We start from the raw sequence: 26,158 nt of genomic DNA, 5'->3' as shown, positions 1-26,158 counted from the left end.
GACGCTGTAGCCGTGCGCCTCGAGGTACAGGCAGCGCAATACATTGGTGAGCTGGCTGCCGATTTCGCGGGTGTGCAGCGGGTGCCGCCAGAGCTCAGCCAGCGGCGTGCGGGTCAGGTTCAGGGCCTTGTTCTGGTTCAGGTGGCGGGCCAGCTCCGCCTGGCAGCAAGGCACCAGCACCAAGGCGCGCACCTGCTTCTCCAGCCCGAAGGCGATTGCGTCGTCGGTCGCGGTGTCGCAGGCGTGCAGGGCGGTAACCACATCAAAGCGCTCCGGCAGGCTCTGCAGGGCGGTGGACTCCGCCACGCTCACATTCAGAAAGTGCATGCGCTCGAACTGCAACTTGTCCGCCAGCGCGCGTGATTTTTCGACCAGCTCTGCGCGCGTCTCGATGCCGTAGATGCGGCTGCCCGGCAGGTGCTTGAAATACAGGTCGTAGAGGATGAAGCCCAGGTACGACTTACCCGCGCCGTGGTCCGCCAGGGTGAACGGCGCACCCGCCGCCGGGGGCAGCTCGTTCATCAGCTTTTCGATGAAATGGTAGAGGTGGTAGACCTGCTTGAGCTTGCGGCGAGAGTCCTGGTTGAGCTTGCCGTCGCGGGTCAGGATGTGCAGCTCCTTGAGCAGATCAACCGACTGGCCGGGGCGGATTTCAGGCGCCAAAATAACGGCACCGGCACCGGCACCGGCACCGGCGGCAGTGGCCGGAGCGGCGGCTTTACGTTGTTTCATGAGTTGGCCTGTGGTGGTGTGCCGAGGCTCTCCCCCAGTCCCAAAGCCGCCCAACCGGCGTGACCAAGCTGCTCCAGGGTGGCCATGTTTTTCTCGTAAATCTCGGCCGCGTCCGGGAAGGCCTGCACCGCTTTGTCGATACTGGCCTCGCGCAGGAGGTGAAGGGTTGGGTAGGGCGCGCGGTTGGTGTAGTTGCTGAGTTCGTGCGGCGCGGCGTCGGCGAACTGGTAATCGGGGTGAAAGCTGGCAATCTGGAACTCCTGCTCGAGACGGCTCTTGCGCAGCAGGCGGTCTGCGCGGACGAGAAGCTCGTTGAAGTCCACAAAATCCGCAAAGCCCTCAGGCAGGATCAGCAGGCTGGTTTCACGCACCTCGGGGTCGCTCGCCTGCAAGGCCAGCAACTCGGCGCGCAGCACCTCCAAGACCGGCTCCGCGTCGGTGGCGCGGCACACCGCGTGATGCACCTGCTGCTTGACATGCACCGCCTTCGCAAAGGGGCACAAGTTCAGCCCGATGACCGCGCGCTCGAGCCACAGCCGCATGCGGCCCAGCAACTGCGCGTCGTCTTCCGGCGTCGTCCGGACAGACGTGCCTTCAGACACGAAACAGGCTCCTGCCGGTGATGCGCTCATGCTCGCGCAGGGCAAACCGGTCGGTCATGCCCGCGATGTAGTCGCTCACCTGCCGCTCCCGCGAGGTACCCACCCCGGGCTCGTCGTCCTGCATCAGCGCCGGGTCGCCCACATAAGCCCCAAACAGCTCGCTCACCACCTGCTTGGCCTTACCCATGGTCTCCTCCACCTGGGCGTGGCGGTAGAGCTGGCGGAACAAAAACTGCTTGAGTACGCGGGTTTGGGCGTGCATGGCCTCGCTGAACCGCACCAGCGGCGCTGCCCCCCGCACCGCATCCACATCGGCGGGGGCCGCCGCATCCAGCGCCGCCTGGGTGGCGCGGATGACGTCGTAGACCATGTCACTGAGCATAAGGCGAATGGCTTCGTACAACCAACGGCGCTGGCGGGCCTGGCCGAGGGCCGGGTGCTCGCGCAGGGCCAGCTCGGCGTAGTGCGCAAACATCGGCACCTCCTGCATCTGCGCCATGCTCAAAAGTCCTGAGCGCACGCCGTCGTCAATGTCATGGCAGCTGTAAGCGATTTCGTCGGCCAAGTTGCAGAGCTGGGCTTCAAGGCTGGGTTGTCCGCCTTCCAGAAAGCGCCGAGCCACACCGCCGCGCGGGTCGCGCGCGGACCAGGCGGATTCCTGCGCCTCGAGCGCCACCGCGTTCGTCCTGGAACAGTGCTTCAGAATGCCTTCGCGCGACTCAAAGCACAGGTTGAGCCCGTCAAACGCGGGGTAGCGCTGCTCCAGATGATCCACCACCCGCAGGCTCTGCAGGTTGTGCTCAAAGCCGCCAAAGGGCGCCATGCAGTCGTGCAACGCGTCCTGCCCGGCGTGCCCGAAAGGGGTGTGGCCCAGGTCGTGCGCCAGGGCAATGGTTTCCACCAGGTCCTCATTCAGGCCCAGAGTGCGCGCCATCGACCGTGCGAGCTGCGCCACCTCCAGCGAATGGGTGAGCCGTGTGCGAAACAGGTCACCCTCGTGGTTGATGAACACCTGCGTCTTGTAGACAAGGCGGCGAAAGGCGGTGGAGTGAACGATGCGGTCGCGGTCGCGCTGAAAGGGGGAACGCGTGGGCGCAGCAGGCTCAGCGCGGCGGCGGCCACGGCTGCCCTCGGGGCTGCATGCGTAGGCTTGCAATTTAGACATCAAATAGGCCTGCAGCGCTCATGGATATTGCGCAAGCAGCTACGAATTTCATAGCATTTAAACGCAGCAGGCGTCAATCACTTCACGCACCAGCGCGTCAGGTGCAGGCCGCATCACCGCGCGGCCGGGCCCGTCGATCAGCACAAATCGGATTTCGCCGGCCTCGGCTTTCTTGTCGTTCCGCATCAGCGCCAGGTAGCGACCGGCGTTGTCAGCGGTAGCCAAGAGCGGGCCGCGCGTGGGCAAGCCGGCGGCCTCAATGATCCGCGTCAAGCGCTCCACAAACCCGGCATCCACCAGCCCCAGCCGCTGGGAAAGGGTGGCCGCCATCACCATGCCGCAGCCCACCGCCTCGCCGTGCAGCCACTCGCCATAGCCCAGTCCGGCTTCGATGGCGTGGCCGAAGGTGTGGCCGAAATTCAAAATCGCCCGGAGCCCGCTCTCGCGCTCGTCCTGCCCCACCACCCAGGCCTTGAGCTCGCAACTGCGCCGCACCGCATGGGTCACGGCGTCCGGCTGCAGCGCGACGAGTGGGGGCATGTTCGCCTCGATCCAGGCTAGAAAATCCATGTCGGCAATCGGCCCGTATTTGATGATTTCAGCCAGCCCCGCGCTGACCTCACGCTTTGGCAGGCTCGACAGCAGACCGATATCGCACACCACCATCTGCGGCTGATAAAAAGCACCAATCATGTTTTTACCCAGCGGGTGGTTAATGCCCGTTTTTCCGCCCACCGAGGAATCCACCTGCGCCAGGAGCGTGGTGGGAACCTGAACAAAGGGCACGCCGCGCATGTAGCTGGCCGCGGCAAAGCCGGTCATGTCGCCCACCACGCCACCGCCCAGCGCAAACAGCACGGTCTTGCGGTCGCAGGTGTGGGCGAGCAAGGTATCGAAAATCAGGTTCAGCGTTTCCCAGTGCTTGAACGACTCGCCGTCGGGCAAGGCCAGCTCAATGACGCGCTCATAACGGCCGGCCAGCGCCGACTTCAGGCGCGCGCTGTACAGCGGCGCCACCGTGGTGTTGCTGACCACCAGCGCCGTGTTGCCACGCGGCAGGGCGGCAAATGTGCCTGCGCTGTGCAGCAGGCCATCGCCAATCAGGATGGGGTAGCTCCGTTCTGCCAGGGAGATGTCAACGGTCTGGTGCGCGTGGGGTGTCATAGAACGCTAGTTTAGGGGCGGAGCAGCTGGCGGGGCGGCGGAGAGTTCGAGCTGCATGATGATCATGTTCACCAGCGTGCTAACCGAAGGGCGACCGGTCTCCAGCACAAAGTGGGAGGTCTCGCGGTAGAGCGGGTCCCGCAGCGCAAACAGCTCCCGCATACGGCTCAAAGGGTCGCTGACCTGCAAGAGCGGGCGGCTCACATCGTGCCGCAAGCGCCTGAACAGCTCTTCAGGGGTTGATTTGAGGTAGACCACCCGGCTGCGCGCATGAAGGTGAGCACGATTGGCAGGGCGGAGCACCGCGCCGCCGCCGGTGGACAACACGCATTCGGCATCTTGCGTGAGCGCGTCCAGAACTTCTTCTTCAATGTCCCGGAAACGCGCTTCACCTTCGCGCTCAAAAAACTCCCGGATCGAGCAGCCGATGCGGGCTTCAATGGCGTGGTCCGAATCCACAAACCGCAGGCGCAAACGGCGCGCCAACTGGCGACCAACGGTGGTCTTCCCCGAGCCGGGAAGACCCACAAGACTGATACTCAATTTCTGCCTATCTCCGGGCGAAAGTCCCGCCTCAGCGGCCCACCACCTTGTCGGCAATGACCTTGGGGGTAATGAAGACGAGCATTTCGCGCTTGGTAATTTCTTTGCCGCGGTTGCGGAACAGCACCCCCACCCCCGGCAAATCGCCAAAGAAGGGAACCTTGGTCTCGGTATCGTTGGAGCTTTCGGTAAAGATGCCGCCAATCACCACCGTTCCGCCATTTTCAACCAGTACCTGGGTTTGCACGTGCTTGGTGTCAATCGCATAGCCCGCCGGAGTCGACTGGCCCACAGTGTCTTTGGTGACATCCAGCGCCAGAATGATGTTGCCCTCGGGCGTTATCTGGGGCAAAACTTCGAGCTTCAGATTGGCCTTGCGAAAGGCAATCGCCGTCGCGCCGCTGGACGAAGCAACCTGGTACGGAAGTTCTGTTCCCTGCTCAATCAAGGCCTTGATCTGATCGGCGGTCACCACCCGGGGGCTGGACACCACCTTGCCCTTGCCTTCGGCCTCAAGGGCCGAGATTTCCAAATTCAAGAAGCGATCAGCGCCGGCGCCGAAAATCGACACCGCAAACTGTCCTGGGGCGGTGTTCCCCAAGGCGCCTGCGGAAGGCAGGTTGACAAAGTTCCCCGAGGTGGTGGCTGCAGAGCCGGCCACATAGCTCGAGCCCAGCGCAATGCCGGGGCGGTCACCCGAGCCGGCAGCTGTAGCGCCGCCGCCGAGCTTCACGCCCAGAGACTTGCCGAAACTGTCGGAGGCTTCGACGATGCGGGCCTCAATCAAGACCTGACGCACCGCGATATCAATCTTGGCAATCAGCTGCTGCACCTGCTCGAGCTTGCTGGGAATATCGGTCACAAACAGCTGGTTGGTGCGCGCCTCAAAAATCACACTGCCCCGCGCACTCAAAAGACGGCTGGCCGCAGCACCCTGGCCTGCGCCCTGCCCGGCGCCACCGCCACCGGCTGCCAGCAAACTCGCAGCGATATCAGCAGCCTTGCCATAGTTGATCTGGAACGCCTGCGTGCGCAGGGGCTCCAGGTTTTGCACCGCTACCACCGTCTCCAGATCGAGCTTTTCTTTCGCGGCAATTTCGTCCTTGGGCGCAACCCACAGCACGTTGCCGGTCTTGCGCATGCCCAGGCCCTTGGCCTGCAAAATAATGTCGAGGGCCTGATCCCAGGGGACATCCTGCAGGCGCAAAGTGACGGCGCCGGCCACCGAGTCCGAGGTCACAATATTGAAGTTGGTGAAGTCGGCAATCACCTGCAACAAAGAACGCACTTCGATGTTCTGGAAGTTGAGCGACAACTTCTGGCCGTTGTAACCCGCGCCCTGGGTGAGCTTCATCGGGTCGGTCTTGATTTCCCTGACCTCCACGACAAACTGCTCGTCGCTCTGGTAGGCGCTGTGCTCCCACTGCCCTTGCGGTTCAATCACCATGCGAACACGGTCGCCGGACTGGGTGGTGGTGACCGTTTTTACCGGGGTTCCAAAATCGGTTACATCAAGCCTGCGACGCAGCCTCTCGGGCAGGCTGGACCTTATGAACTCCACCACCAAACCCTGGCCTTGCTGGCGAATATCCACTCCAACCTGATTGTTGGGCAGCGTCACCACGACGCGGCCGGTGCCATCGGCCCCACGGCGGAAATCCACCTCCTTCAGAGGCGCTGCCACACGGCTGGTGGCTTCTGCAAAGGCATTGCCGGGCTTGGCGTTGGCGGGTTCAGTGGCTTCCAAAGACACCAGCAAAGACTTGCCTTGGATTTCTGCCTTGTACGCTGTTGGCTGCTTCAGGTTCAGCACCACGCGGGTGCGATCGCCAGCCTGCACGACGCTGACCGACTTCAAATTACCTTGATTGATCTCGACCGTAGAGCGGCCCATTGAGTTGGAAACACCTGGGAAGTCCAGTGCAATGCGGGCGGGAGACTGAATGGCAAAGCCGGTGGGCAACGCCGGCAGGGCTTCGGAGAGGTCAATGCGCACCACCTCGCTGCCGCCTTGGACCGAGCCGGTCACCGATTGGATGGCAGATTGGGCCCACACCGCCTGCCCCCACAACAAGGCCAGAACCAAACCGATTTTTTTCAACATGCGGATTCCCAGGAAATCGTTGTGATGTGTCATTTCGCCCTCTCTTGCAGCTCGAGGTTGGCAGCGCGCTCTATCCATTCACCGGCAGCGTCTTGAACGATCTCGCGCAGGGTGAGCTTGGTCTCCGTGATGCGGGTGACCCGGCCATAGTTCTGCCCGAGATATGCGCCGGCCTTGACCTGGTACAGGAGGTTGTCCACGCGCACCAAGGCCACGACCTGCCCGGCCTTGCTCAGGCTGCCCACCAGAGCCATGCTGTCCAGCGGGTACGACTCCAGCGGCTCCTTGCGACGGGCTAATTCCGGCGTGACCAGCCCGGCATTCGTGATGGACTGCGATGACTCGCTGCGCAGGGCCTGCGTCAGCTTTTGGCTGTTGAAGGGTTCCATCGCAGTGGCGTTGGTGTAAGCCTCGGGGATGAACTGCTTGGGCGCGGGAATCGGTGCGACGCGGGGGCGGGTCTGGTTGCGCTCGTCCACAATCCACTGCCGGATGTCGTCTTCGCCACTGGCCCCGCAGCCGCTCAGCAGGGGCAGCAAAGCCAACACGGACAAAAGGCTCCGGGCGATCATTTCTTGGCTCCCGTTGCCTTGCGTTGGGCCTGGACTTCTTCCGGATCCAGATATCGGAAGGTCTTGGCTGTGGCGTCCAGCGTCAAAGAGGCGTCCTGCCGCGGTGCCAGGGTCAGATTGTTAAGGGTGACGATGCGGGACAGGTTCGCAATATCGGAGGCGAAACTGCCGATGTCGTGGTACTTGCCGGTCACGCGGATGGTGATGGGCAGTTCGGCGTAATACTCTTTAACGGCGATCTGGCCGGGGCGAAAAAGATCGAACTGCAGACTGCGGCCCAGTCCTGCCTGGTTGATGTCGGAGAGCAGCGCGTCCATTTCTGCTTTGCTGGGGAGCTGCTTCTCCAGCTGGGTGACGTATTGCTGGACCTGCTCACGTTGCTTCTTCAAGACCTCCAGGTTGACCGCCTTGGATAATTTGGATTTGTAGTCTTCACGCAGCTTGACCTCTTTGGCCTGCTCCGCCTGCAGAACTTCTTGCGAGGCACTCAGCCAGGTAAACCACAGCACCACCATAACCGCCAGCGCGGTGGCCGCCAGCAAGGCATAGCGCGGCGCGGCAGGCCAGAGCGAGGGGTCTTTGGGGTCCAGATCGCGGAACTGCGACGAAAGCTTTTCCTGCAGCGCAGCGATATCGATGGACGTGTTCAAACTCGTGGCCATGGTCGTTCAGCTCTAGGGTTGTTTCACGGCTGCCGGCTGGGCCGCCACCGGCATGCCGGACGCCAGTGATGCTGCGGCGCTGCCTTTTCCTGCCTCGCTGGCCCGCACCAGTTTCACCTTGATGGTGAAGTTGTAGATGCGCTTTTGCTCCTTGGTGCTTAGCGCTACGGTGCCGGAGGTAATTTCCACCAGCTCGGGCTTGGCAAACCAGGGCGTGTTGTTGGAGAGATTACGCAAAAGCTCAGACACCCGCTCGTTGGACTGCGCAACGCCGCCCAGCGTGACCTGCTGATCGAGCTGGGCCATTTTGTTGACGTAGACCCCGTCCGGCAGCTGGTTGACCAGTTCGGTGAGCAAATGCACCGGCAAGTTACGGTCGGACTGCAAATCTTCCACCGCCTGCTGGCGGGCGCGCAAGGCGGCAATTTCTGCTTCCAGGCCGGCGATGTCTTTGATCTGGCCGTCGAGTTTTTTGACCTCGGCTTCAATCACTGCGTTGTTAACTTGCTGGTCGGTAATCGTGGACTGGAACCACAAAAACACGGAGCCCGCCAACACCCCCCCCGCCAGGGCCGACGCGCCGAGCGAGATATTGAAGAGGTCTTTGCGCCGCTTGCGAGCTGCCTCGCGGTGGGGCAACAGGTTGATCAGGATCATTGCGAAAACCTCCGCAACGCCAGCCCACAGGAGGTCAGGTAGGAGGGCGCCTCGCGGGTCATGCGCTTGAGGCGCACTGCGTCCCCGATTTCCATGCCGTTAAACGGATTCAGCAGGCTGCACGGGAAGGTGGTGTGCTGGGTGACCGCGTGGGTCAGACCCGGCAATGCAGCCGAGCCGCCCGCCAGCATGATGTAGTCCACCCTGTTGTGCGGAGTACTGGTGAAGAAAAACTGCAAGGCGCGACCGAGCTCCTGCACCATGGTTTCCATGAACGGTTGGAGAACCGCGCTGTCGTAGTCTTCGGGCAGATCGCCGCTGCGCTTCTTGCTTTCGGCTTCCTCTTGCGAGAAGCCGTATTGCCGCACAATCATTTGGGTGAGCTGGGCGCCACCGAACGCCTGATCCCGGTCATAGAGTACCTCGCCGTCGCGCAAGACCTGCATGCTGGTCGTCATGGCGCCCACCTCGAACAGCGCCACGATGAGCCCTGCGCCGGCACCCGGAAGGTTCTCAATGAGGCGACCGGCAGCCAGCCGCGCGGCATAAGACTCCACATCCACAATGACCGGCGTCAAACCTGCGGCTTCGGCCAGGCCCTGAATGTCCTGAACCTTTTCCCGGCGCGAAGCCGCAATCAGCACCTCGATATCGCCCGCCGACATCGCACTCGGCCCGATCACGCAAAAGTCCAGACTGACCTCATCGAGGGGGAAAGGAATGTACTGGTTGGCCTCCGACTCCACCTGTTGCTCCAGGTCAAGGTCGGACATACCGTCCGGGAGGATGATTTTCTTGGTAATCACCGCCGAGGGCGGCAGGGCCATTGCCACATGTCTGGTTTTGGTGCCGCTTTTTTTCACCAGCTTGCGCACCGCGTCGGCCACCTCGTCGAATTTCTCGACGTTGCCATCCAGCACCCAGCCGCGCTCCAAGGGCTCAATGGCGCAGCGCTCCAGAACCAGCTTGCCGGAACCGTTACGACCCAGCTCGACCAGCTTGACGCTGGAGGAACTGATATCAAGCCCGATCATGGGCGCAGGTTGACGTCTGAATAACGACCCCAATGAGATCAAAATGGTCCCCTGAAACGAATGAAAGCACTGCCAAATAAACTTAACAAATCACTTGAATGCTATCAGCAAGAGTATTGAGTTACAAAGAGTTTTTCATTTATTCACAATTTGCGACGTTGGTAGAAACCGACGTTTCATCGCCACTTTACGCGCATGTTTTGACAGTCTTTCGACCACGCAATCGCCGCCGTGGCATCCCTGACTTCGCCAATGGCGCGATTACCTCCCGTTATGGGGCCTGTTTTTATAATGGGCTGAAAACCAAAGCCCTTCATGCCCAAGACCAAAGCCGCAGCCGCCAGCAACGCCCCTAAAACCCGCCATTGGGCGCTGGTTGCCTTGTTGTGGCTCACCGGCCTGGCCGCCGCCGGGGCCTTCTCGCTGATTGCGCTGGTCGCGCTGGCATTGGCCATGGCGTACCCGAATTTGCCGGACATCAGCGACCTCTCGGACTACCGCCCCAAGCTACCCTTGCGCATCTACTCGGTAGAAGGCGACCTGATCGGGGAATTCGGCGAGGAGCGACGCAAGCTCACCCCGATCAAGGAAATCCCCCAGGCAATGACCGACGCCATTCTGGCCGTGGAGGACGCGCGCTTTTACCAGCACGGCGGGGTGGACTACGTGGGCGTGGTCCGCGCGGGGCTGGCTAATGTGGGCCGCGCCAGGAGCCAGGGCGCCTCCACCATCACCATGCAGGTGGCGCGCAATGTGTATCTCAGCTCCGAGAAGACTTTCACTCGCAAGATCTACGAGATTCTGCTGACCTTCAAGCTCGAGCACATGCTCAGCAAAGACCAGATTCTCGAGATTTACATGAACCAGATCTTTCTGGGAAACAGGGCCTACGGCTTTGCCGCGGCCGCTGAAACCTACTTCGGCAAGCCGTTGCAGGACGTCACCATCGCTGAAGCGGCCATGCTCGCCGGCTTGCCCAAGGCCCCCTCGGCCTACAACCCGATCAGCAACCCCAGGCGCGCCAAGGCGCGCCAGCGCTACATCATCGACCGGATGCTGGAGAACGGCTTCATCACCGAAAAGGAAGCTGAGACTGCGCGTAACGAGGTTCTCACCATCCGCACAGGACCCAACATCAACCCCATTCACGCCGAGTACGTGGCCGAGATGATCCGGCAGCTGATGTTTGCCCAGTACGGTGATGAAACCTACACCCGCGGCCTGAATGTGCAAACCACACTGAGCGCGGAGCAGCAGATGGCGGCCTACCGCGCGCTGCGCCGGGGCATCATGGACTTTGAGCGGCGGCAGGTGTATCGCGGGCCGGAAAAATTCATCAATCTGCCCGCCGGCGGACAAGATCTGGAAGACGCGATTGACGACGCGCTCGATGATCATCCTGACAATGGAGACGTGATGACTGCCGTGGTGCTGGAAGCCGATGCCAAGCGCATCCGGGCCCGGCGGCAGGGCGGCGAAGTGCTGGACATCACCGGCGACGGACTCAAGCCCGCCCAGTCCGGCCTGTCGGACAAAGCGCCGCCCAACATCAGGCTGCGCAGGGGCGCTCTGATCCGCGTTGCCAAGACCAGCAAAGGCGGCTGGGAAGTGACCCAGATGCCGGAAGTCGAAGGCGCTTTTGTGGCCCTGGACCCACGGGATGGCTCCATCAAGGCTCTGGTGGGCGGCTTTGATTTCGGGAAAAACAAGTTCAACCACGTCACCCAGGCCTGGCGCCAGCCTGGCTCGAGCTTCAAGCCCTTTATCTATTCAGCGGCGCTGGAAAAAGGCTTTGGCCCGGCCACGGTGGTCAATGACGCGCCGCTGTTTTTTGATGCCGGCGTGACCGGCAGCCAGCCATGGGAGCCCAAGAACTACGACGGCACGTTTGAAGGCCCCATGACTTTGCGCCGCGGTCTGGCCAAATCGAAAAACATGGTCTCCATCCGGGTGCTGAACTCGGTGGGCCCGCAGTACGCGCAAGACTGGATTGGCCGCTTTGGCTTTGAGGCCGACAAACATCCCGCCTACCTGACTATGGCGCTAGGCGCCGGTACGGTTACGCCCCTGCAAATGGCTACCGCGTATTCGGTGTTTGCGAATGGTGGCTACCGCATCAACCCGTGGCTGATTTCCAAGGTCAGCGAGCAGCGCGGCAAGGTGCTGGTTGAGACGCGCCCGCCGGTACTGTCTGACACCGATCGGGCGATTGATGAACGCAACGCCTTCGTGATCAACAGCCTGCTGCAGGAAGTCACCCGCTCAGGCACCGCAGCGCGCGCGCAGACCACGCTCAAACGAACCGACCTCTACGGCAAGACGGGCACCACGAACGACTCCATGGACGCCTGGTTCGCCGGCTACCAGCCCACCCTGACCGCCATCACCTGGATTGGCTACGACACGCCGCGCAAACTGGGCGACCGCGAAACCGGCGGCGGCCTGAGCCTGCCTGTCTGGATCAGCTTTATGGAAACTGCGCTGCACAACGTGCCGGTGTCCGAATACTCCGCCCCGGAAGGTGTGGTACAGCTGGGCGGAGAGTGGTTTTTTGAAGAGTTTGCCAACGGTGCCGGTGTGAGCAACCTGGGGCTGGGCGACAAACCCAATGCCCCACCGGAAGCAGCCGCCAGCGCCGACGAGAAGAAGAAAATTCTCGATATGTTCAAAAACTAAGGTGCGGGTTTCGAGGCCGGTTTAACGGGGTGCAAACTCCAGCGGCAGGCCGGCCTGCAGGCTGGCATTACTGCTGAGGGCGGCAAAAAATTCACCCTGCCCCTTGGTGTCCTGCCACTCCGAACCCGACCACTGGTAGTGGTAGCCCCCCGATTTCGCCGCCATCCACACTTCATGCAGGGGCTTTTGCAGGTTCACAATGATTTGGGAGCGGTTGGCGAAGGTCAGTGTGACCATGCTTCCGACCCGCTGGTTGTCGATGTCGGCATCCGATTCGTCGTTGATGTGATCGCAGCACAGCTCCAGGCTGCGCAACAAAGATTCGGCAAGGCTCATGAATTCGGGGTCGGTCATTACAATTTCGTTATGTTGAAGCTAAGCCGAATTCTAGTCAGCGCCCTCCCTCCCCTGCTTTGTGGACTCTCTTTGGGCGCCTGTGGCCAATCGGGCGCGCTCTATTTGCCCAAGGTTCCGCCCAAACCTGCACCCGCCGACGCCCGCCCCACGGGCGCATCCATCGCCTCCCCGGCCCCTGCTACCAACGCCACCGCACCCACCACTCCATGAGCGCCCCCCTACTCCCCGGCCAGCCCCATATCCATTACGCGCAAGATCAGCTCCAGGTCGAGGGCTGCAGCCTGCACGACCTTGCAGCCACCCATGGAACCCCCCTGTTCGTCTATTCCAAGGCCTCCATGCTGGATGCGCTGGCGGCCTACCAGCGCGGCTTTGCAGGCCGCAATGCCCGCATTTGCTACGCGATGAAAGCCAATTCGTCGCTGGCGGTACTGCAGCTCTTTGCCCGCGCCGGCTGCGGCTTTGACATCGTCTCCGGCGGCGAGCTTGAGCGGGTACTCGCAGCGGGCGCAGATGCGGCCAAGGTAATTTTTTCAGGCGTGGGAAAGACGCGCGCCGAGATGGCGCGGGCCCTGCAGGCCGGCATCGGCTGCTTCAATGTGGAGAGCGAGGCGGAGATTGATGTTCTCAACGAGGTGGCCTTGTCCTTGGGCAAGCGCGCACCCATCAGCATCCGGGTGAACCCCAACGTCGACCCCAAGACCCACCCCTATATTTCGACTGGTCTGAAGGGCAACAAATTCGGCGTGGCCCATGAGCGCACCTTGCTGACCTACCAGCGCGCCGCAGCCTTGCCCGGTTTGCAGGTGGTGGGCATTGACTGCCACATCGGCTCCCAGATTACCGAAGAGACGCCCTACCTCGACGCCATGGACCGCATGCTCGACCTGGTTGAGGCCATCGAGGCCGCAGGCATTGCCATCCGCCACATCGACTTCGGCGGCGGCCTGGGCATCAACTACAACGGAGACACCCCGCCCGCGGCCGATGCCTTGTGGCACAAGCTGCTCGCCAAGCTCGACGCGCGCGGCTTCGGGCAACGCCACTTGATGATTGAGCCAGGTCGCTCGCTGGTGGGCAACGCCGGCGTGTGCGTGACCGAGGTGCTGTATGTAAAACCCGGCGAGCAGAAAAACTTCTGCATCGTGGACGCCGCCATGAACGATTTGCCGCGACCCGCCATGTACCAAGCCTTCCACGGCATTGTTCCGCTGCGCCGTTCAGCGGATGACGAGCAGGAGGCACAGCTGTTTGATGTGGTCGGGCCGGTGTGCGAAAGCGGTGACTGGCTGGGCCGTGACCGCTCCCTGCACGTGCGGGCCGGAGACAAGCTCGCAGTGCTGTCTGCCGGCGCCTATTGCATGAGCATGGCCAGCCACTACAACTCGCGCCCCAAGGCAGCCGAAGTGCTGGTGGACGGCGAACAGGCCCACCTCATCCGCCAGCGCGACAGCTTTGCCGACCAGATCCGCGGCGAAAAGCTCCTCTAGACGCTACCAAAAACATAGCTGTCTGCGCTTATTTAACGGGCGATTTCAGTCTTTTTAGCCAAAAATCTGCGCACGCGCCATAGCAGAAGTAGTCCGAGGATGGCGGCATAGACCGCCACTTCTGCAAAGTCGTTTTTGCCGGCGCGCATCCAAAAAAAATGCAGAACTGCCAGCCCTGCAATGCCATACACCGCACGGTGCAGCGCTTGCCAGCGGCGCGCGCCCATCGCCCTGACGGCACGATTAAAAGAAGTTGCCGCCAGCACGCTAAGCAGCAGCATCGCGGTAAAGCCCACCAGAATAAAAGGGCGCTTTGCAATGTCGAGCGCGATTTCAGACACATCCAGCCCCATGTCCAGCCAGGCGTAGGCAGCCAGGTGCAGCAGACCGTAGCAAAAAGTGGCAACACCGATCATGCGGCGAAAGCGGGCCAGCGCGCTCCAGCCGGTCTGCACCCGCAGGGGCGTGACCGCCAGAACCAGGCAGAGCATGCGCAGGGTCCAGTCTCCGGTGGATCGAATCAGGGCTTCCGCAGGGTTGGCGCCCAGTTGGTCAGCGACAGCCGCCCAGACCAGGTACGCCAACGGGCCACACAGGGCCAGGAGTAATACCGGTTTGGCGCCGGGTCGGGAGAGCCAGGCGTTCATCGGCATCCGGGCACTTTAGTAAAACTTCTTCAAGTCCATGCCGGCGTAGAGCTGGCCGACTTGCGCCTCGTACCCGTTGAACATCAGCGTCTTGCGCTTTTTGGCGAACAGCCCGTCCTCGCCGATGCGCCGCTCGGTGGCCTGGCTCCAGCGGGGGTGGTCAACCTGCGGGTTCACATTGGAATAAAAGCCGTACTCGTTGGCGGCGGCCTTGCTCCACGCGGTGGCGGGCAGCTTTTCAGTGAAGCGGATTTTGACGATGCTCTTTCCGCTCTTGAAACCGTACTTCCATGGCACCACCAGCCGCACAGGCGCGCCGTTCTGGTTGGGCATGACCTCGCCATACATCCCAAAGCCCAACAGGGTCAGCGGGTGGCGGGCCTCGTCAAGACGCAGCCCCTCCAGGTAGGGCCAGTCGAGAACGCGCGAGCCCACATACGGCATGGTTTTGGGATCCGCCAGCGACACAAACTCCACATACTTTGCGCTTCCCAGCGGCTCCACCTTCTTGATCAGCTCGGCGAGCGAGTAGCCCACCCACGGAATCACCATGGACCAGCCCTCCACGCAGCGCAAGCGGTAGATGCGCTCTTCCATGGGGCTGAGTTTGAGCAGGTCTTCCAGGGAAAACTTAGCCGGCTTTTTGACTAGCCCCTCCACTTCCACCGCCCAGGGGCTGATGGGCAGGGTGTGGGCGTTGACCGCGGGGTCGGCCTTGTCGGTGCCAAACTCGTAAAAGTTGTTATAGCTGCTGGCGTCTTTGTAGGGCGTGACCTTGTCAGACGTTGTGCCGCCTTCTACTGCTGTAGCTTTGGCAGCCAGCGCAGTGAGCTTGCCGGGGCGTGCGCCCCAGCCGGCGCCTTGCGCTAAACCGTCGCGCGCCGCCCATGAAGCCATGCCCACACCCGCCACGCCGGTGGCGAGCTGCTGCAACATGCGCCGCCGCCCGTGGTAAATCACCTGCGGGGTGATCTCGCTCGGAACCGGATGTTCAAAGCCATCGGCGGGCGACTTGATAAGCATGATGACTCCAGTAATGGTTACAGCGTGCCGTAGCTGTGCAGACCGCTGAGGAACATATTGACCCCGATGAAGGCAAAGGTAGTCACTCCCAGACCGGCCAGCGCCCACCATGCAGCCACAGTACCACGTAAGCCCTTCATCAGGCGCATATGCAGCCAGGAGGCATAGTTCAGCCAAACGATCAGGGCCCAAGTTTCCTTAGGGTCCCAGCTCCAATATCCGCCCCATGCCTCGGCCGCCCACAGGGCCCCCAGCACTGTGGCGATAGTGAAAAATGCAAAACCCACCGCAATGGACTTGTACATCACATCGTCGAGCACCTCCAGCGGCGGCAACTTGGCAGCGATGGCGCGACGGCCGAGCAGAATGCCCGCCACGATGAGCGCCGAGATGCCGAAATAAATAGCCCAGTAGTCGCTCATGCCGGAGACGGATGCCTTGCGGAACACAATCGGCTCAAAGCACAACACCACACCCAACAGCCACAGCGGCGCCATACGGTACCAGCGGGTGTCGGTGGCCTGCTGCTTGATGAGGTAAGCAAAGGCCACCATCGCAGCCAGAGCGAAGGTGCCGTAACCAATGAAGTTGGCCGGCACGTGCAGCTTCATCCACCAGCTTTTGAGCGCGGGCACCAGAGGCTGGATCTCCTGCGCGCCCCTCTCCACGGTGTACCACAGCAAAAAGCCCACCGCTGCACTCACCACCAGCATCACGAAGGCGCCCAAAGCGCGGGTCTTGTATTGCGCCTCGAAGTACAGATAGAAGACGGCCGTCATCCAGCAAAACATGATGAACACTTCGTACAGATTGCTCACCGGGATGTGGCCGATGTCAGGGCCCAACAGATAGCTTTCGAACCAGCGGACCATGGTGCCGGTCAGCGCCATAGTGACCGCTGCCCACACCAGGCGCGAGGCCACCGACTCCAAGCCCTCGGCGCGGCCTTTGGCAAACACGCCAATCCAGTAAAAGATCGTGGCCATGAAGAAGAGCATGCTCATCCACAGAATCGCTGACTGGCTGGACAAGAAGTACTTGAGCCAGAACACCGACTCCGCGCGCGCCAGGTCCCCCTGGTAGGCATTGATACCCAGCAATGACAGACCCGCGACCGCCAGCATCAAACGCTGCAGCGGCTGCCACAGCCAGCCCAACCACACCGTCGCCGGTATGGCGGCCAGCAGAATGCCTTTTTCGTAAACGTCCATCGCCGATTCGTACTGCAACAAGGCATAGACACCTCCAGCGAGCACCAGCGCGGCAAACACCCACTCCAGCGGCGAACGACTGAAATAGCTGCGGTTTAAATGGAGGCTGAGGCTTTCAGCGGACGAGGCATTCATGTTGTGTTCCTAAGCGAGCAAGCGGCGTTTCAGGTGCTCAAACTCCTGGTCGCCATCCATGGTTTTGCGGTTGGTAGACAGGGCCATGGTGGCGGCGGTCAGTGGGGAGCCCGGCCCTTGAGGCTGCAACCATATCCACAAGCGGCGCTCACGCACGTAAAGCATGGCAAAGACCCCGAGAATCAAAAGTGCACATCCCAGGTACACCACCGCCTTGCCTGGCGCGCGGGCCACCTGAAACACGCTGGCCTGGACCTGCGCGAAATCCTGCAACTGCAACACGAACGGAGCCGGATACAGCGGCACATCGCTCAGTGCCAAAACCGCTTGGGTCATGAACTGCTGGGTGGCTTCTTCTTGCGGCAGGGGCTTCAGGCCCGCTTTCTCGCGGCTGAGCTGCGCCAGCTCGAAGAGTACGCCGTTCAAAATACGCACCAGGACCTCGCCCGCCTTATTGCGTTCGGGCTCTGGCACGTTGGCTTCCAGAAAGTCAGAGATCATCTGCAGTCGCGGTTTCTGCGGATTGCTCGCTGCAAACAAGTCCAGCGCACGGCGGGCCGAATCTTCCAGCTGGGCCACGAGTTCGGGCCGCTGGGGGCCGATGGCTTTGGTCGCGTAGCGGCGGATGGCCGTAGCGCGAAGCTCCGCATCATCCAAGGCGCGACTCAAGCGCAAGAAGCCATCCATGCTGCCCTCCGAGTCAGCAGGAACGCGCAGATAGCGGAAAGGTTCAGCCGGCGTTTCGCGCAAGCCCAGCAGAAAAATCGGGCTTCCGTCGCCCATGTCGACCGGCAGCATGTAGTTGTTGAACTCACGGGCCTGACCCGCTTTGTCGCGCAGCTTGTAGCTGTAGCTCGGGCCGATATTGCGCAGAGTCTTCTCGTCTTTGGGCTTGTTGGCCGCGCCCAGCTGGGCGACGATCGAGGAGCGCAAGTCCACGCCGCGCACATCGACTTTGCTGCCCTGCCCTACGCCGTCCATGCCCGTGGCAGAAAAATTCTCGACGTTGATGACGCGCAAGGCGGTGTATTCCACCGTCAGTTCTTCACCACCTGCAGCCGCGCTGGAGATAAGGCTGCTCCCTCCCACCACACCCTCGAGGCTGAAGGGCGCGCCGCCTGAGCGCAGCGACTGACCCGAGAACTTCAGCCCCGAGCCGCCATCATCAAAACTGGACTGATAAATCTCGATGCCCTTGAAGCTGGCGGGGCGGTTCACCTCGACCCGGGCAGGGATTTTTTCGCCCGTAGCCTTGTCGTGAATCACGATATCGCTGGCAAACAACTTGGGCATTCCGGTGGAGTAGTACTCCACGATAAACCGCTGCAGCTCCAAGCTAAAGGGGAGCTCCTGCAACAGGATGCCGTCCGTCTGGTTGAGGATGGCAGTGCCCGCCTGCGTCCCTTCCGTGACCATCAGGTTGCCACGGAACGTGGGGTTGTTGGCGCTCAGGCGGTGCTGCGCGGGCACATCCGCGATCATTCCGCCGCCCTTGTAGGCCGACTTATCGTTGAACAGCATCTGGGCCCGCACCATCAGCTCGCCATCCAGCAGGCCGCCCACACACACCAGCACGATGGCACTGTGCGCCGCGATGTAACCCAGCTTGTTCGCAGCGCCTTTTTTGGCTGCGAGCATCCAGCCCAGGCCCTGCGGCGTTTCGCGGGACTGAAGCTTGACCCGCCAGCCTCCGCCCGCCAGCAAAGCACCCAGGCGCCGCGCGGCCGCTTCGGGCGCTTCGGACATTTCTGCCTGGGCCTTGTGGCCGAAAGCCTTGAGGCTTTGCTCACGGATGTTTTCTTTGTAGGACCGCAAATCGGTCAATATCTTGGGCGTGTTGCGCGCCACGCAGAGTGATGTGCTGATCACCAGAAACGCCAGAATCAGCAGGAACCACCAGGCACTGTAGACATTGGTCAGGCTGGCACGCTGAAACACCTCGGCCCAGAACGGCCCGAACTGGTTCACATAGTTACCAAGAGGCTCGTTCTGCTTGAGCACCGTGCCAATCACGGACGCGATACAAATAACCGTCAGCAGCGAGATGGAAAAACGCATGGACGACAAGAGCTCCACCGACGAGCGCCATGCCCTCGAACCGGATCGGAGCTCAATGCCTTGGGTTGAAACTGTCATGTAGTCTTGCCATCAAAAAAAAACGGGCCATCTGGTCGATGGGCCCGCATCTTGGCACAGGGAATTGTTAGCGCGTCACTAGGGCCCCGAAAGAGCCCAAAAGAGTGGGCCGATTAACGCAGCCCGGCGATGTAGTCCGATACCGCCTTGATTTCGCGATCGTTCAGCTTGGCCGCCACTTGGGTCATTTGCAGGTTGTTGTTACGGACACCATCGCGGAAAGCGGTTAGCTGTGCAATGGTGTAGTCGCCGTGCTGGCCGCTCAAACGGGGGTACTGCGCGGGGATGCCTGCGCCGTTCGGGCTGTGGCAGCCGGCACAAGCGGCCACCTGACGGTCTGCAATGCCACCGCGGTAGATGCGCTCACCCAAGGCCACCAGCTCTTTGTCTTTTGCAAAACCGGGTTTTGCTTTCTTGCTGCTCACCCAGTAGGCGATATTTTTCATGTCTTCATCGCTCAGGGCAGAAGCAAAGCCTTTCATGATCGCGTTGTTACGCTTTCCGGACTTGTATTCCTGCAGCTGCTTGACCAGGTACTCGGGGTGCTGCTGGGACAACTTGGGATATGCGGGGGTGCCGGAATTACCGTCGGCGCCATGGCAGGCGGCACACACATTGCCGTAAACGGCTTCGCCCTTGGCAAGGTCGGGTTTCACGACCTTAGGGGCATCAGGTTTCTGCGCTTCCGCATGGGAAGAAACAGCGAGCACAGCAACAGCGGCTGCGACGATCATTTGAGCAATCAACTTCATAGGAGTGTTGTTTCTGTTGGGCGGAACACCGGCATTCTACAATGCGCCACTGGGTTTACCTTCTATCTTCATGTCCAACTCTCCAAACCCAAAGGCCGCAGCGCCGTCCGTTAAAAACCCATCCCCCCCGGAGAAAAGCGCCGCCACGATTGCCTTGGGTTGGCTGCACACTGCCCGCTTCCTGACCACGGCCCCGCAATTGCATTTTCTGCCCGAGCTGGATGTGCCCGAGATTGCCTTTGTGGGGCGCTCCAACGCCGGCAAGTCCACCTGCATCAACACCCTGACGCAGCAAAAGCAGCTCGCATTTGCCTCCAAAAAGCCGGGCCGCACCCAGCACATCAACCTGTTTGCCCTGGGTAAGCAAGGCGGCACCGATGCGGTGTTGACCGACCTGCCCGGTTACGGCTACGCGGCAGTGCCCAAGCAGGACAAGATCCGGTGGCAGCAGGTGATGGCCAACTATTTGGTTACCCGCCAGAACCTCAAAGCCATCGTGCTGATGTGCGACCCGCGCCACGGCATGACCGAATTGGACGAAATCCTGCTCGACGTGATCCGCCCACGGGTCGAGGAAGGCCTGAAGTTTCTGGTTATCCTGACCAAGGCCGACAAGCTGACCCGCACCGAGGGGGCCAAGGTGCTATCCATTACAAAGCTACAAGCAGGCGGCGGCGAAGTGCGGCTTTTTTCAGCCACCAAACGCACCGGCATTGACGAGGTTGCCACGCTTCTGTGGGACTGGGCGCACCCCGACGCCCCCTTGGCAGAGGTAGCAACTGCTGCCCCGGCAGATACCTAAGCAAGCACTCCCGAAGCACACCGCAGGCGCTTGGCCGACCCATTAGTAGGGCGGCGCAACGCCTTCAGGCTGGTCTTTGAAGCGTTTGTGTACCCAGTAGTACTGGGCGGGCGAAACATCAATATAGGCCTCTAAGCGCTGGTTCATTTGCACGGTATCGGCCACCAGATCCTGCGTTGGGAAATCGGGCCAGGCGGGGGTAATTTCTACCTCGTAGCCCTCAGGGGTGATGCGGGTAATCATCGCAATCACCTTGGCCCGGCCTAGTCTCGCCACCCTAGACAACGAAGGCACCGTGGCTGCGGTGACGCCATAAAAAGGAACAAACACTGAATCCAGCGGCTCGTAGTTCATGTCGGTCAACAGGCACAAAGGCTCTCCCGCGCGCAGGGCCGCCAGCACAGGCTTGAGGCCCTCCAGCCGGTCGAAGGGGCGCCCTGTGCCGAAGCGCTGCCGCCCCTTCAAAATCCAGTCGTCGACCACCTTGTTCGCTTGTGCCGCATAAATTGTGGTGAATTTGCGCGGAAGCTGTTGCGTCAAGGCGACCCAACCTGCATCCATACCCACAAAGTGCGGCGTAAAAATCAGGGTTGGAGCGTCACCATCGAGTTCATGCACCGCGCCGACCAGCCGTATGCGCTCTAGGGTCACGTCCGGCGGAGAAAACCACATCCAGCCCCGGTCCAGCCAGGCCTGGGCGAAATAGATGAAAGTCTGCCGGGTCTGGCGGGCTACTTCCTCGGGCGACCAATGCGGAAAACACAACTGCAAGTTGGTACGAACCACATGCCGGCGCGACGGCACGCAGGCGTACAGCATCAGACCGAAACCAGCTCCGAGAGCGCGCACCCAGCGCAATGGCAGTCGTCCGCTGCACCGCACCAACCAAAGCAAGCACCGCGTCACGCTACAACTCCTCCCGGGGCGATTTGTAGCGGGCATAGCCCCACAAGTACTGACCCGGATTGCGCAAAATCAGGGCCTCCATCGCTTGGTTAATCTGGTGGACCGCTGCGGGCAGCTCGGGCGAAAGCGCAGAGCCCATCGGTTCCACATGGAAAACATACCCACGCCCCAGGTTCAGGCGCTCACCCCAGGCCAACACAATGAGCGCGCCGGACTGCTGGGCCAGCCGGGCGGCCAAGGTCATGGTGTAGGCGGGCTGCCCGAAGAACGGAGTCCAGACCCCCATATTCGCGGGCGGCACCTGATCGGGCAACAGGCCCACCGCGTGGCCCGCCTTCAGCGCCCGAAGCAGCTGCCGCACACCCGCCAGGCTGGCAGGCGCAGTCAGCAAACCCGGCCTCTGGCGCGCGACCCGAACCAACTCCGACAGCCGGGCCTTGCGCGGCGGGCGGAACAACACTGTCAAGGGATGCCCAGCAACCCCGTAGCGCGCCGCAAAGGCTTGCGCAGTGACTTCAAAACAGCCCAGATGCGGGGTCAAAAAAACAATGCCGCGTCCCTGCGTCAGCGCCGCCTCAATAGGCGCCTCGCCCGACCAGCGCACCGGAACCGCGCGCCCCAGCCACAAGCGCGGCAGCTCGGCCACCATGTGCCCGGCAGCGCCGACGGCTGGTCGCCAATGGCGGGGGCTGAGTCCGGCCGATGCCGCATTGCTTTGCAACCTGCGCCGGTATTCGGGTGAAGCGCAGTAAACCAACCACCCTAGCACATAGCCACCAGCGTGCAGCCAAGCCAATGGCAGCAGCGAGAGCAGTCGAAAAAGGAACATCATGGGCTGGGCTAAAATCCGCTCCGTCACCGAGTTATAGAACTACTTGCAGGGTGACAACACAAGGGCAAACGAACAAAGGGAGCCATTGTGCCTCGCCAGATCCGGCGAATCTGCTAAAGCGTTCGCTGAAAGCTCCAAAGCCCAGGCAACGCGACCTGTTGTGAACTTTTTGGAGCATTTGACATGGCGAACGACTTTCTATTTACCTCTGAATCCGTATCCGAAGGACACCCCGACAAGGTGGCCGACCAGATCTCGGACGCGATTCTGGACGCAATCTTCAAGCAAGACCCCCGCAGCCGCGTGGCCGCCGAGACGCTGACCAACACCGGTCTGGTGGTACTGGCCGGTGAGATCACCACCAACGCGCATGTGGACTACATCCAGGTGGCGCGCGACACCATCAAACGCATCGGCTACGACAACACCGAGTACGGCATCGACTACAAGGGCTGCGCGGTGCTGGTGGCTTACGACAAGCAAAGCAACGACATTGCCCAAGGCGTGGACCACGCATCCGACGACCACCTCAACATCGGCGCGGGCGACCAGGGCCTGATGTTTGGCTACGCCTGCGACGAGACGCCCGAGCTGATGCCCGCGCCCATTTACTACGCCCACCGCCTGGTAGAACGCCAGGCCCAGCTGCGCAAGGACGGCCGCCTGCCTTTCCTGCGCCCTGATGCCAAGAGCCAGGTGACCATGCGCTATGTGGATGGCAAGCCCCACAGCATCGACACCGTGGTGCTCTCCACCCAGCACAGCCCGGACCAGTCGGAGACCCAGCACAAGATGAAGGCCTCGTTCACCGAAGCCATCATCGAAGAAATCATCAAGCCGGTGCTGCCCAAGGAGTGGCTGCACAACACCCGTTACCTGATCAACCCCACCGGCCGTTTTGTGATCGGCGGCCCCCAAGGAGATTGCGGCCTGACCGGACGCAAAATTATTGTGGATACCTACGGCGGCGCCTGCCCCCACGGTGGTGGCGCTTTCTCGGGTAAGGACCCGTCCAAGGTGGACCGCTCCGCAGCCTATGCCGCCCGCTATGTGGCCAAAAACGTGGTCGCCGCTGGTTTGGCCAAGCAGTGCCAGGTGCAGGTGGCCTACGCCATTGGTGTTGCCAAGCCCATGAACATCACGGTCTACACCGAAGGCACAGGCGTCATGCCCGACGACAAGCTGTCGGCACTCGTGGCCGAGCACTTCGACCTGCGCCCCAAGGGCATCATCCAGATGCTGGACCTGCTGCGCCCCATCTACGAAAAAACCGCGGCCTATGGTCACTTCGGCCGGGAAGAGCCCGAGTTCACCTGGGAACGCACCGACAAAGCCGCAACGCTGCGCGCTGCCGCCGGCCTGAAGTAAGCGCCACCCATGAACCTGCAGACACAACGCTTCATTGACCGCTGGGCCGGCCAGCTGCTGTGCGGCGCGGTGTCGGCATGGGTGGGTTTGACCCGGAGTTTTGGCGCGCCGGCCCGCATGCCGGCAGCGCCCAAAAACATCCTGGTCATCCTGCTCTCAGAGATGGGCAGCATCGTGCTGGCTGGTCCCATGTTTGCGGAATTGCGCCGCAAGTACCCCCATGCGGCCATCCATGTCCTGCAACTCAAGAAGAACCAGGAAGTCTCCAAGCTGCTGCAACTCACCGCGGTGGACTGCATGCATTCGCTGGACGACAGCTCCGGCGGCGCGTTAATCGCAGACATCCTGCGGGTGAGCCTGAAGATGCGACGGCTGGGTCTGGAGGCGGTGATCGACTGCGAACTGTTTTCACGGGTCAGCGCCCTGCTCTCGTTCAGCACCGGAGCGCCGGTGCGGGCCGGATTTACCGCCCACACCCAAGAGGGCCTGTACCGCGGCAGCTTCATCAATCACAGCATCCCCTACAACCCCTACCAGCACATCAGTAAACAATTTTTGTCGCTGGTGGATGCGCTGAACGCGCCCGACAGCATGCCCCGCAACCGCGCGGCAGCCACCCGCAGCCTGCCCGCTGAAACAGGCCTGTCCGTCAAGTACAACGACACCGAGCTGGGCCACTACCGCGGCAAGCTCGAGAGCGACCACCCGGTGACGCGCGAGCGGCGCCTGGTGCTGATGTATGCCGGCGGCGGCATCCTGCCCGAGCGCGCCTGGCCGGCCACCCACTACGCCCGCGTGGCCCGCGGGCTGGTGAACGCGGGGTGTGCGGTGGGCCTGATCGGCCTGAAAGACGACGCACAGCTGGCCAAAGACCTGCAGGCGCAAGTCGGAAGTGACGCTTGCCTGGACCTGACCGGCTACACCAAGAGCATCCGCGAGCTTTTGATGCTGTTTCATGCCAGCGAACTGCTGATCACCAACGACGGCGGGCCGGGCCACTTTGCCACCCTCACGCCGATTCAGACCATGGTGTTCTTCGGGCCCGAGACCGGCAAGCTCTACGGCCCCCTGGGCACACGCAACATCGTGCTGGAGAGCGGCATCGCCTGCTCCCCCTGCCTGACGGCCTACAACCACCGCCTCACGTTTTGCGACGGAGACAACCAGTGCCTCAAGCGCATCGCCCCCGACCCGGTGCTGGAGCAGGCGCTGACGTTTTTGACCCGGACGTCCGAAAGCGCCCCTGCATGAGCCCCTTGCAACGCACGGTGTTGTGGGGCCTGGGCCTGCTGGAGCGCTACCGCTATATCAAGTTCGGCATCGTCGGCGCCAGTGGCACGGTGGTGAATCTGGCCGTGCTCCATGTGGGTCACGAGTACCTGTTCAACCATATCGAGTCGGGCTACAACAAGCCCTACTTTTCGCTGGCATTGGCTATCACGTTGGCCACCATCAACAATTTCAGCTGGAACCGGCTCTGGACCTGGGCCGACCGCGTCAAGACGCTGGAGGCCGGCGAAGTGCAGCCGGTGCGCATGCGGCTGCTGGCGCTGGAGTTCAGCCAGTACGTGACCGCGTCGGCCTTCGGCAGCGGCATGCAGTATGTGCTGACCCTGCTGCTCTCGGGCAGCATGGACTACCGCGTGGCCAACGTGATTGCCATTCTGGCGGCCAGTGTGAGCAACTTTCTGGCCAACGACCGCTGGACCTTCAAACGCCCCAAGGAATGAAGCCCCAACGCTTCTTTACCCCGCAGTCGCCCGCCGATAGTGCCTGGGTAGCTCTGGTTTTGGTAGCAGCGTGTCTCTATCTGTTGGGACTGGACAGCAGCTACGCACCGACCAACGGCGATGAGATGGTCTACATCCACATTGCCCGCATGACCGCTGAGAGCGGACACTGGCTGCCCCTGCAGTCGGAGCTGGAAGGCATGCGCAACACCAAGCCGCCCCTGCTGATCTGGCAAGCCATGGCCGCCGGCGGCTGGGGCGAGCACTGGAGCCTGTGGGCCCTGCGCCTGCCCAGTATTGCCTACACCTTTGCCACGACCGCACTGCTGGCTTTTTTTGCCTACCGCATGAGCGAAGACTCCCGCCCCCTGCGCACCGCCTGCGTGGCAGCGGCCCTGTATTTGCTGTTTTTCTCAACCTTCCGCTACGGCCGGGTCTACCTCACCTCGGCCCCTGAGACCTTCTGGCTGGCCCTGCCGATGTGGTGGGTGCTGTGGCAGCTCCTGCGTCGGACGCAGCGGGGCGTTGCAAGCGCCCCCGGCCCCATTGCCTACACCTTGTTCGGCCTGGCCATGGGGCTTGGCGCGGCCTACAAGTCCTTCGCGCTGCTGGCGCCGGCGGCGGCCTCGCTGTGGCTGGCGGTGCTCCTGAGCGCGCCATGGTCCTGGCGCACCACCTGGCGCGCCACCCTTGGGGCCACCTGGTCTGCGCTGCTGGGATTGAGCATTTTTGCGCTCTGGCTTGCGCTGGACCCGGACCCCGCCGCCGTTTGGCAAGAGTTTGTGCTGGGCGAAAACGCCGGCAAGATGAGCAGCACCATGGGCTACTGGCAGGCGGCCGTCTCCGGCCCCTACCCGA

The 26,158-nt window shown here is 61.9% G+C and carries 25 protein-coding genes; 7 read left to right on the top strand and 18 right to left on the bottom strand.

Annotated elements, in window-relative coordinates; translation table 11 throughout:
• From Q0O05_RS04995 to Q0O05_RS04950, 10 genes are all read right to left on the bottom strand, one after another.
• A partial coding sequence (locus tag Q0O05_RS04995) for an SAM-dependent methyltransferase (protein WP_293660851.1) occupies positions 1-732 on the bottom strand: 732 nt, incomplete at its 3' end.
• Positions 729-1,274, bottom strand: coding sequence for a DUF1415 domain-containing protein (locus Q0O05_RS04990; RefSeq protein WP_293660858.1), 546 nt, complete (start codon positions 1,272-1,274; stop codon positions 729-731). The genes Q0O05_RS04990 and Q0O05_RS04995, both read right to left, overlap by 4 nt.
• A 52-nt stretch (positions 1,275-1,326) precedes the next feature.
• Positions 1,327-2,499, bottom strand: coding sequence for a deoxyguanosinetriphosphate triphosphohydrolase (locus Q0O05_RS04985; RefSeq protein WP_293660849.1), 1,173 nt, complete (start codon positions 2,497-2,499; stop codon positions 1,327-1,329).
• A gap of 57 nt (positions 2,500-2,556) precedes the next feature.
• The gene (gene aroB, locus Q0O05_RS04980) at positions 2,557-3,663 is read right to left on the bottom strand and encodes a 3-dehydroquinate synthase (RefSeq protein ID WP_293660847.1); all 1,107 of its coding nucleotides are present in this window, start codon (positions 3,661-3,663) and stop codon (positions 2,557-2,559) included.
• Positions 3,664-3,669: 6 nt separating this feature from the next.
• A complete protein-coding gene (locus Q0O05_RS04975; protein ID WP_293660845.1) occupies positions 3,670-4,206 on the bottom strand; it encodes a shikimate kinase in 537 nt (178 codons plus the stop codon).
• A gap of 31 nt (positions 4,207-4,237) precedes the next feature.
• Positions 4,238-6,310 (bottom strand): type IV pilus secretin family protein, encoded by a 2,073-nt coding sequence (gene pilQ, locus Q0O05_RS04970; protein WP_293660856.1) that lies wholly within the window; start codon positions 6,308-6,310, stop codon positions 4,238-4,240.
• Between the two features lie 29 nt (positions 6,311-6,339).
• Complete coding sequence (locus tag Q0O05_RS04965; protein ID WP_293660843.1) at positions 6,340-6,882, bottom strand: pilus assembly protein PilP; 543 nt, start codon at positions 6,880-6,882, stop codon at positions 6,340-6,342.
• Entirely contained in the window at positions 6,879-7,544 is a 666-nt protein-coding gene (locus Q0O05_RS04960) for a type 4a pilus biogenesis protein PilO (protein ID WP_293660841.1), read from the bottom strand. Before Q0O05_RS04960 ends, Q0O05_RS04965 begins: the two co-directional genes overlap by 4 nt.
• Before the next feature lie 12 nt (positions 7,545-7,556).
• Positions 7,557-8,201 (bottom strand): PilN domain-containing protein, encoded by a 645-nt coding sequence (locus Q0O05_RS04955; RefSeq protein WP_293660839.1) that lies wholly within the window; start codon positions 8,199-8,201, stop codon positions 7,557-7,559.
• Positions 8,198-9,277 (bottom strand): pilus assembly protein PilM, encoded by a 1,080-nt coding sequence (locus Q0O05_RS04950; protein ID WP_293660837.1) that lies wholly within the window; start codon positions 9,275-9,277, stop codon positions 8,198-8,200. Before Q0O05_RS04950 ends, Q0O05_RS04955 begins: the two co-directional genes overlap by 4 nt.
• 273 nt (positions 9,278-9,550) lie before the next feature.
• On the opposite strand from Q0O05_RS04950, the gene Q0O05_RS04945 reads away from it, so the two are divergent.
• Positions 9,551-11,911 (top strand): penicillin-binding protein 1A, encoded by a 2,361-nt coding sequence (locus Q0O05_RS04945; RefSeq protein WP_293660835.1) that lies wholly within the window; start codon positions 9,551-9,553, stop codon positions 11,909-11,911.
• A 21-nt stretch (positions 11,912-11,932) separates the two neighbouring features.
• On the opposite strand, the gene cyaY is transcribed toward Q0O05_RS04945, so the two are convergent.
• Positions 11,933-12,265, bottom strand: a complete 333-nt coding sequence (gene cyaY, locus Q0O05_RS04940; RefSeq protein ID WP_293660833.1) for an iron donor protein CyaY — start codon at positions 12,263-12,265, stop codon at positions 11,933-11,935.
• A gap of 209 nt (positions 12,266-12,474) precedes the next feature.
• Between cyaY and lysA the strand changes: the two genes are divergently transcribed.
• On the top strand, positions 12,475-13,758 hold the full coding sequence (lysA, locus tag Q0O05_RS04935; RefSeq protein WP_293660831.1) for a diaminopimelate decarboxylase: 1,284 nt from the start codon (positions 12,475-12,477) through the stop codon (positions 13,756-13,758).
• Positions 13,759-13,790: 32 nt separating this feature from the next.
• Here lysA and Q0O05_RS04930 read toward each other — a convergent pair whose 3' ends face one another.
• The 5 genes from Q0O05_RS04930 to Q0O05_RS04910 form a co-directional block, all read right to left on the bottom strand.
• Entirely contained in the window at positions 13,791-14,405 is a 615-nt protein-coding gene (locus tag Q0O05_RS04930; protein ID WP_293660854.1) for a protein-methionine-sulfoxide reductase heme-binding subunit MsrQ, read from the bottom strand.
• Between the two features lie 15 nt (positions 14,406-14,420).
• Positions 14,421-15,428: a protein-methionine-sulfoxide reductase catalytic subunit MsrP gene (msrP, locus tag Q0O05_RS04925; protein ID WP_293660830.1), complete on the bottom strand. Its 1,008-nt coding sequence runs from the start codon at positions 15,426-15,428 to the stop codon at positions 14,421-14,423.
• Positions 15,429-15,445: 17 nt separating this feature from the next.
• Positions 15,446-16,774: a c-type cytochrome biogenesis protein CcsB gene (gene ccsB / locus Q0O05_RS04920; RefSeq protein ID WP_293660828.1), complete on the bottom strand. Its 1,329-nt coding sequence runs from the start codon at positions 16,772-16,774 to the stop codon at positions 15,446-15,448.
• 9 nt (positions 16,775-16,783) lie between these two features.
• Positions 16,784-18,910 (bottom strand): cytochrome c biogenesis protein ResB, encoded by a 2,127-nt coding sequence (locus Q0O05_RS04915; protein WP_293660826.1) that lies wholly within the window; start codon positions 18,908-18,910, stop codon positions 16,784-16,786.
• Positions 18,911-19,023: 113 nt separating this feature from the next.
• Positions 19,024-19,662: a c-type cytochrome gene (locus Q0O05_RS04910; protein ID WP_293660824.1), complete on the bottom strand. Its 639-nt coding sequence runs from the start codon at positions 19,660-19,662 to the stop codon at positions 19,024-19,026.
• Positions 19,663-19,810: 148 nt separating this feature from the next.
• On the opposite strand from Q0O05_RS04910, the gene yihA reads away from it, so the two are divergent.
• Positions 19,811-20,464, top strand: a complete 654-nt coding sequence (gene yihA, locus Q0O05_RS04905; RefSeq protein WP_293660852.1) for a ribosome biogenesis GTP-binding protein YihA/YsxC — start codon at positions 19,811-19,813, stop codon at positions 20,462-20,464.
• Positions 20,465-20,506: 42 nt separating this feature from the next.
• Here yihA and Q0O05_RS04900 read toward each other — a convergent pair whose 3' ends face one another.
• Together Q0O05_RS04900 and Q0O05_RS04895 are read right to left on the bottom strand one after the other, a co-directional pair.
• A complete protein-coding gene (locus Q0O05_RS04900) occupies positions 20,507-21,406 on the bottom strand; it encodes a lipid A biosynthesis acyltransferase (protein ID WP_293660823.1) in 900 nt (299 codons plus the stop codon).
• Positions 21,372-22,202 carry a lysophospholipid acyltransferase family protein gene (locus Q0O05_RS04895; protein WP_293660821.1) on the bottom strand — a complete coding sequence of 277 codons (831 nt, stop codon included), beginning with the start codon at positions 22,200-22,202 and terminating at the stop codon, positions 21,372-21,374. Before Q0O05_RS04895 ends, Q0O05_RS04900 begins: the two co-directional genes overlap by 35 nt.
• Before the next feature lie 183 nt (positions 22,203-22,385).
• On the opposite strand from Q0O05_RS04895, the gene metK reads away from it, so the two are divergent.
• The 4 genes from metK to Q0O05_RS04875 all read left to right on the top strand — a co-directional run.
• A complete protein-coding gene (gene metK, locus Q0O05_RS04890) occupies positions 22,386-23,570 on the top strand; it encodes a methionine adenosyltransferase (RefSeq protein ID WP_293660819.1) in 1,185 nt (394 codons plus the stop codon).
• A 9-nt stretch (positions 23,571-23,579) separates the two neighbouring features.
• The gene (locus Q0O05_RS04885; RefSeq protein ID WP_293660817.1) at positions 23,580-24,821 is read left to right on the top strand and encodes a glycosyltransferase family 9 protein; all 1,242 of its coding nucleotides are present in this window, start codon (positions 23,580-23,582) and stop codon (positions 24,819-24,821) included.
• Positions 24,818-25,300 carry a GtrA family protein gene (locus Q0O05_RS04880; RefSeq protein WP_293660815.1) on the top strand — a complete coding sequence of 161 codons (483 nt, stop codon included), beginning with the start codon at positions 24,818-24,820 and terminating at the stop codon, positions 25,298-25,300. The genes Q0O05_RS04885 and Q0O05_RS04880 overlap by 4 nt, the downstream gene beginning before the upstream one ends.
• The coding region (locus Q0O05_RS04875) for a phospholipid carrier-dependent glycosyltransferase (RefSeq protein ID WP_366519040.1) at positions 25,297-26,158 on the top strand (862 nt) is incomplete at its 3' end. The genes Q0O05_RS04880 and Q0O05_RS04875, both read left to right, overlap by 4 nt.

This window comes from Rhodoferax sp. OV413 (assembly GCF_945881795.1).
In the GTDB taxonomy this organism is placed as follows: domain Bacteria; phylum Pseudomonadota; class Gammaproteobacteria; order Burkholderiales; family Burkholderiaceae_C; genus Allorhodoferax.
Note: the sequence above shows the minus strand (reverse complement) of the source record. Positions and strands in the feature narration are given on the sequence as shown.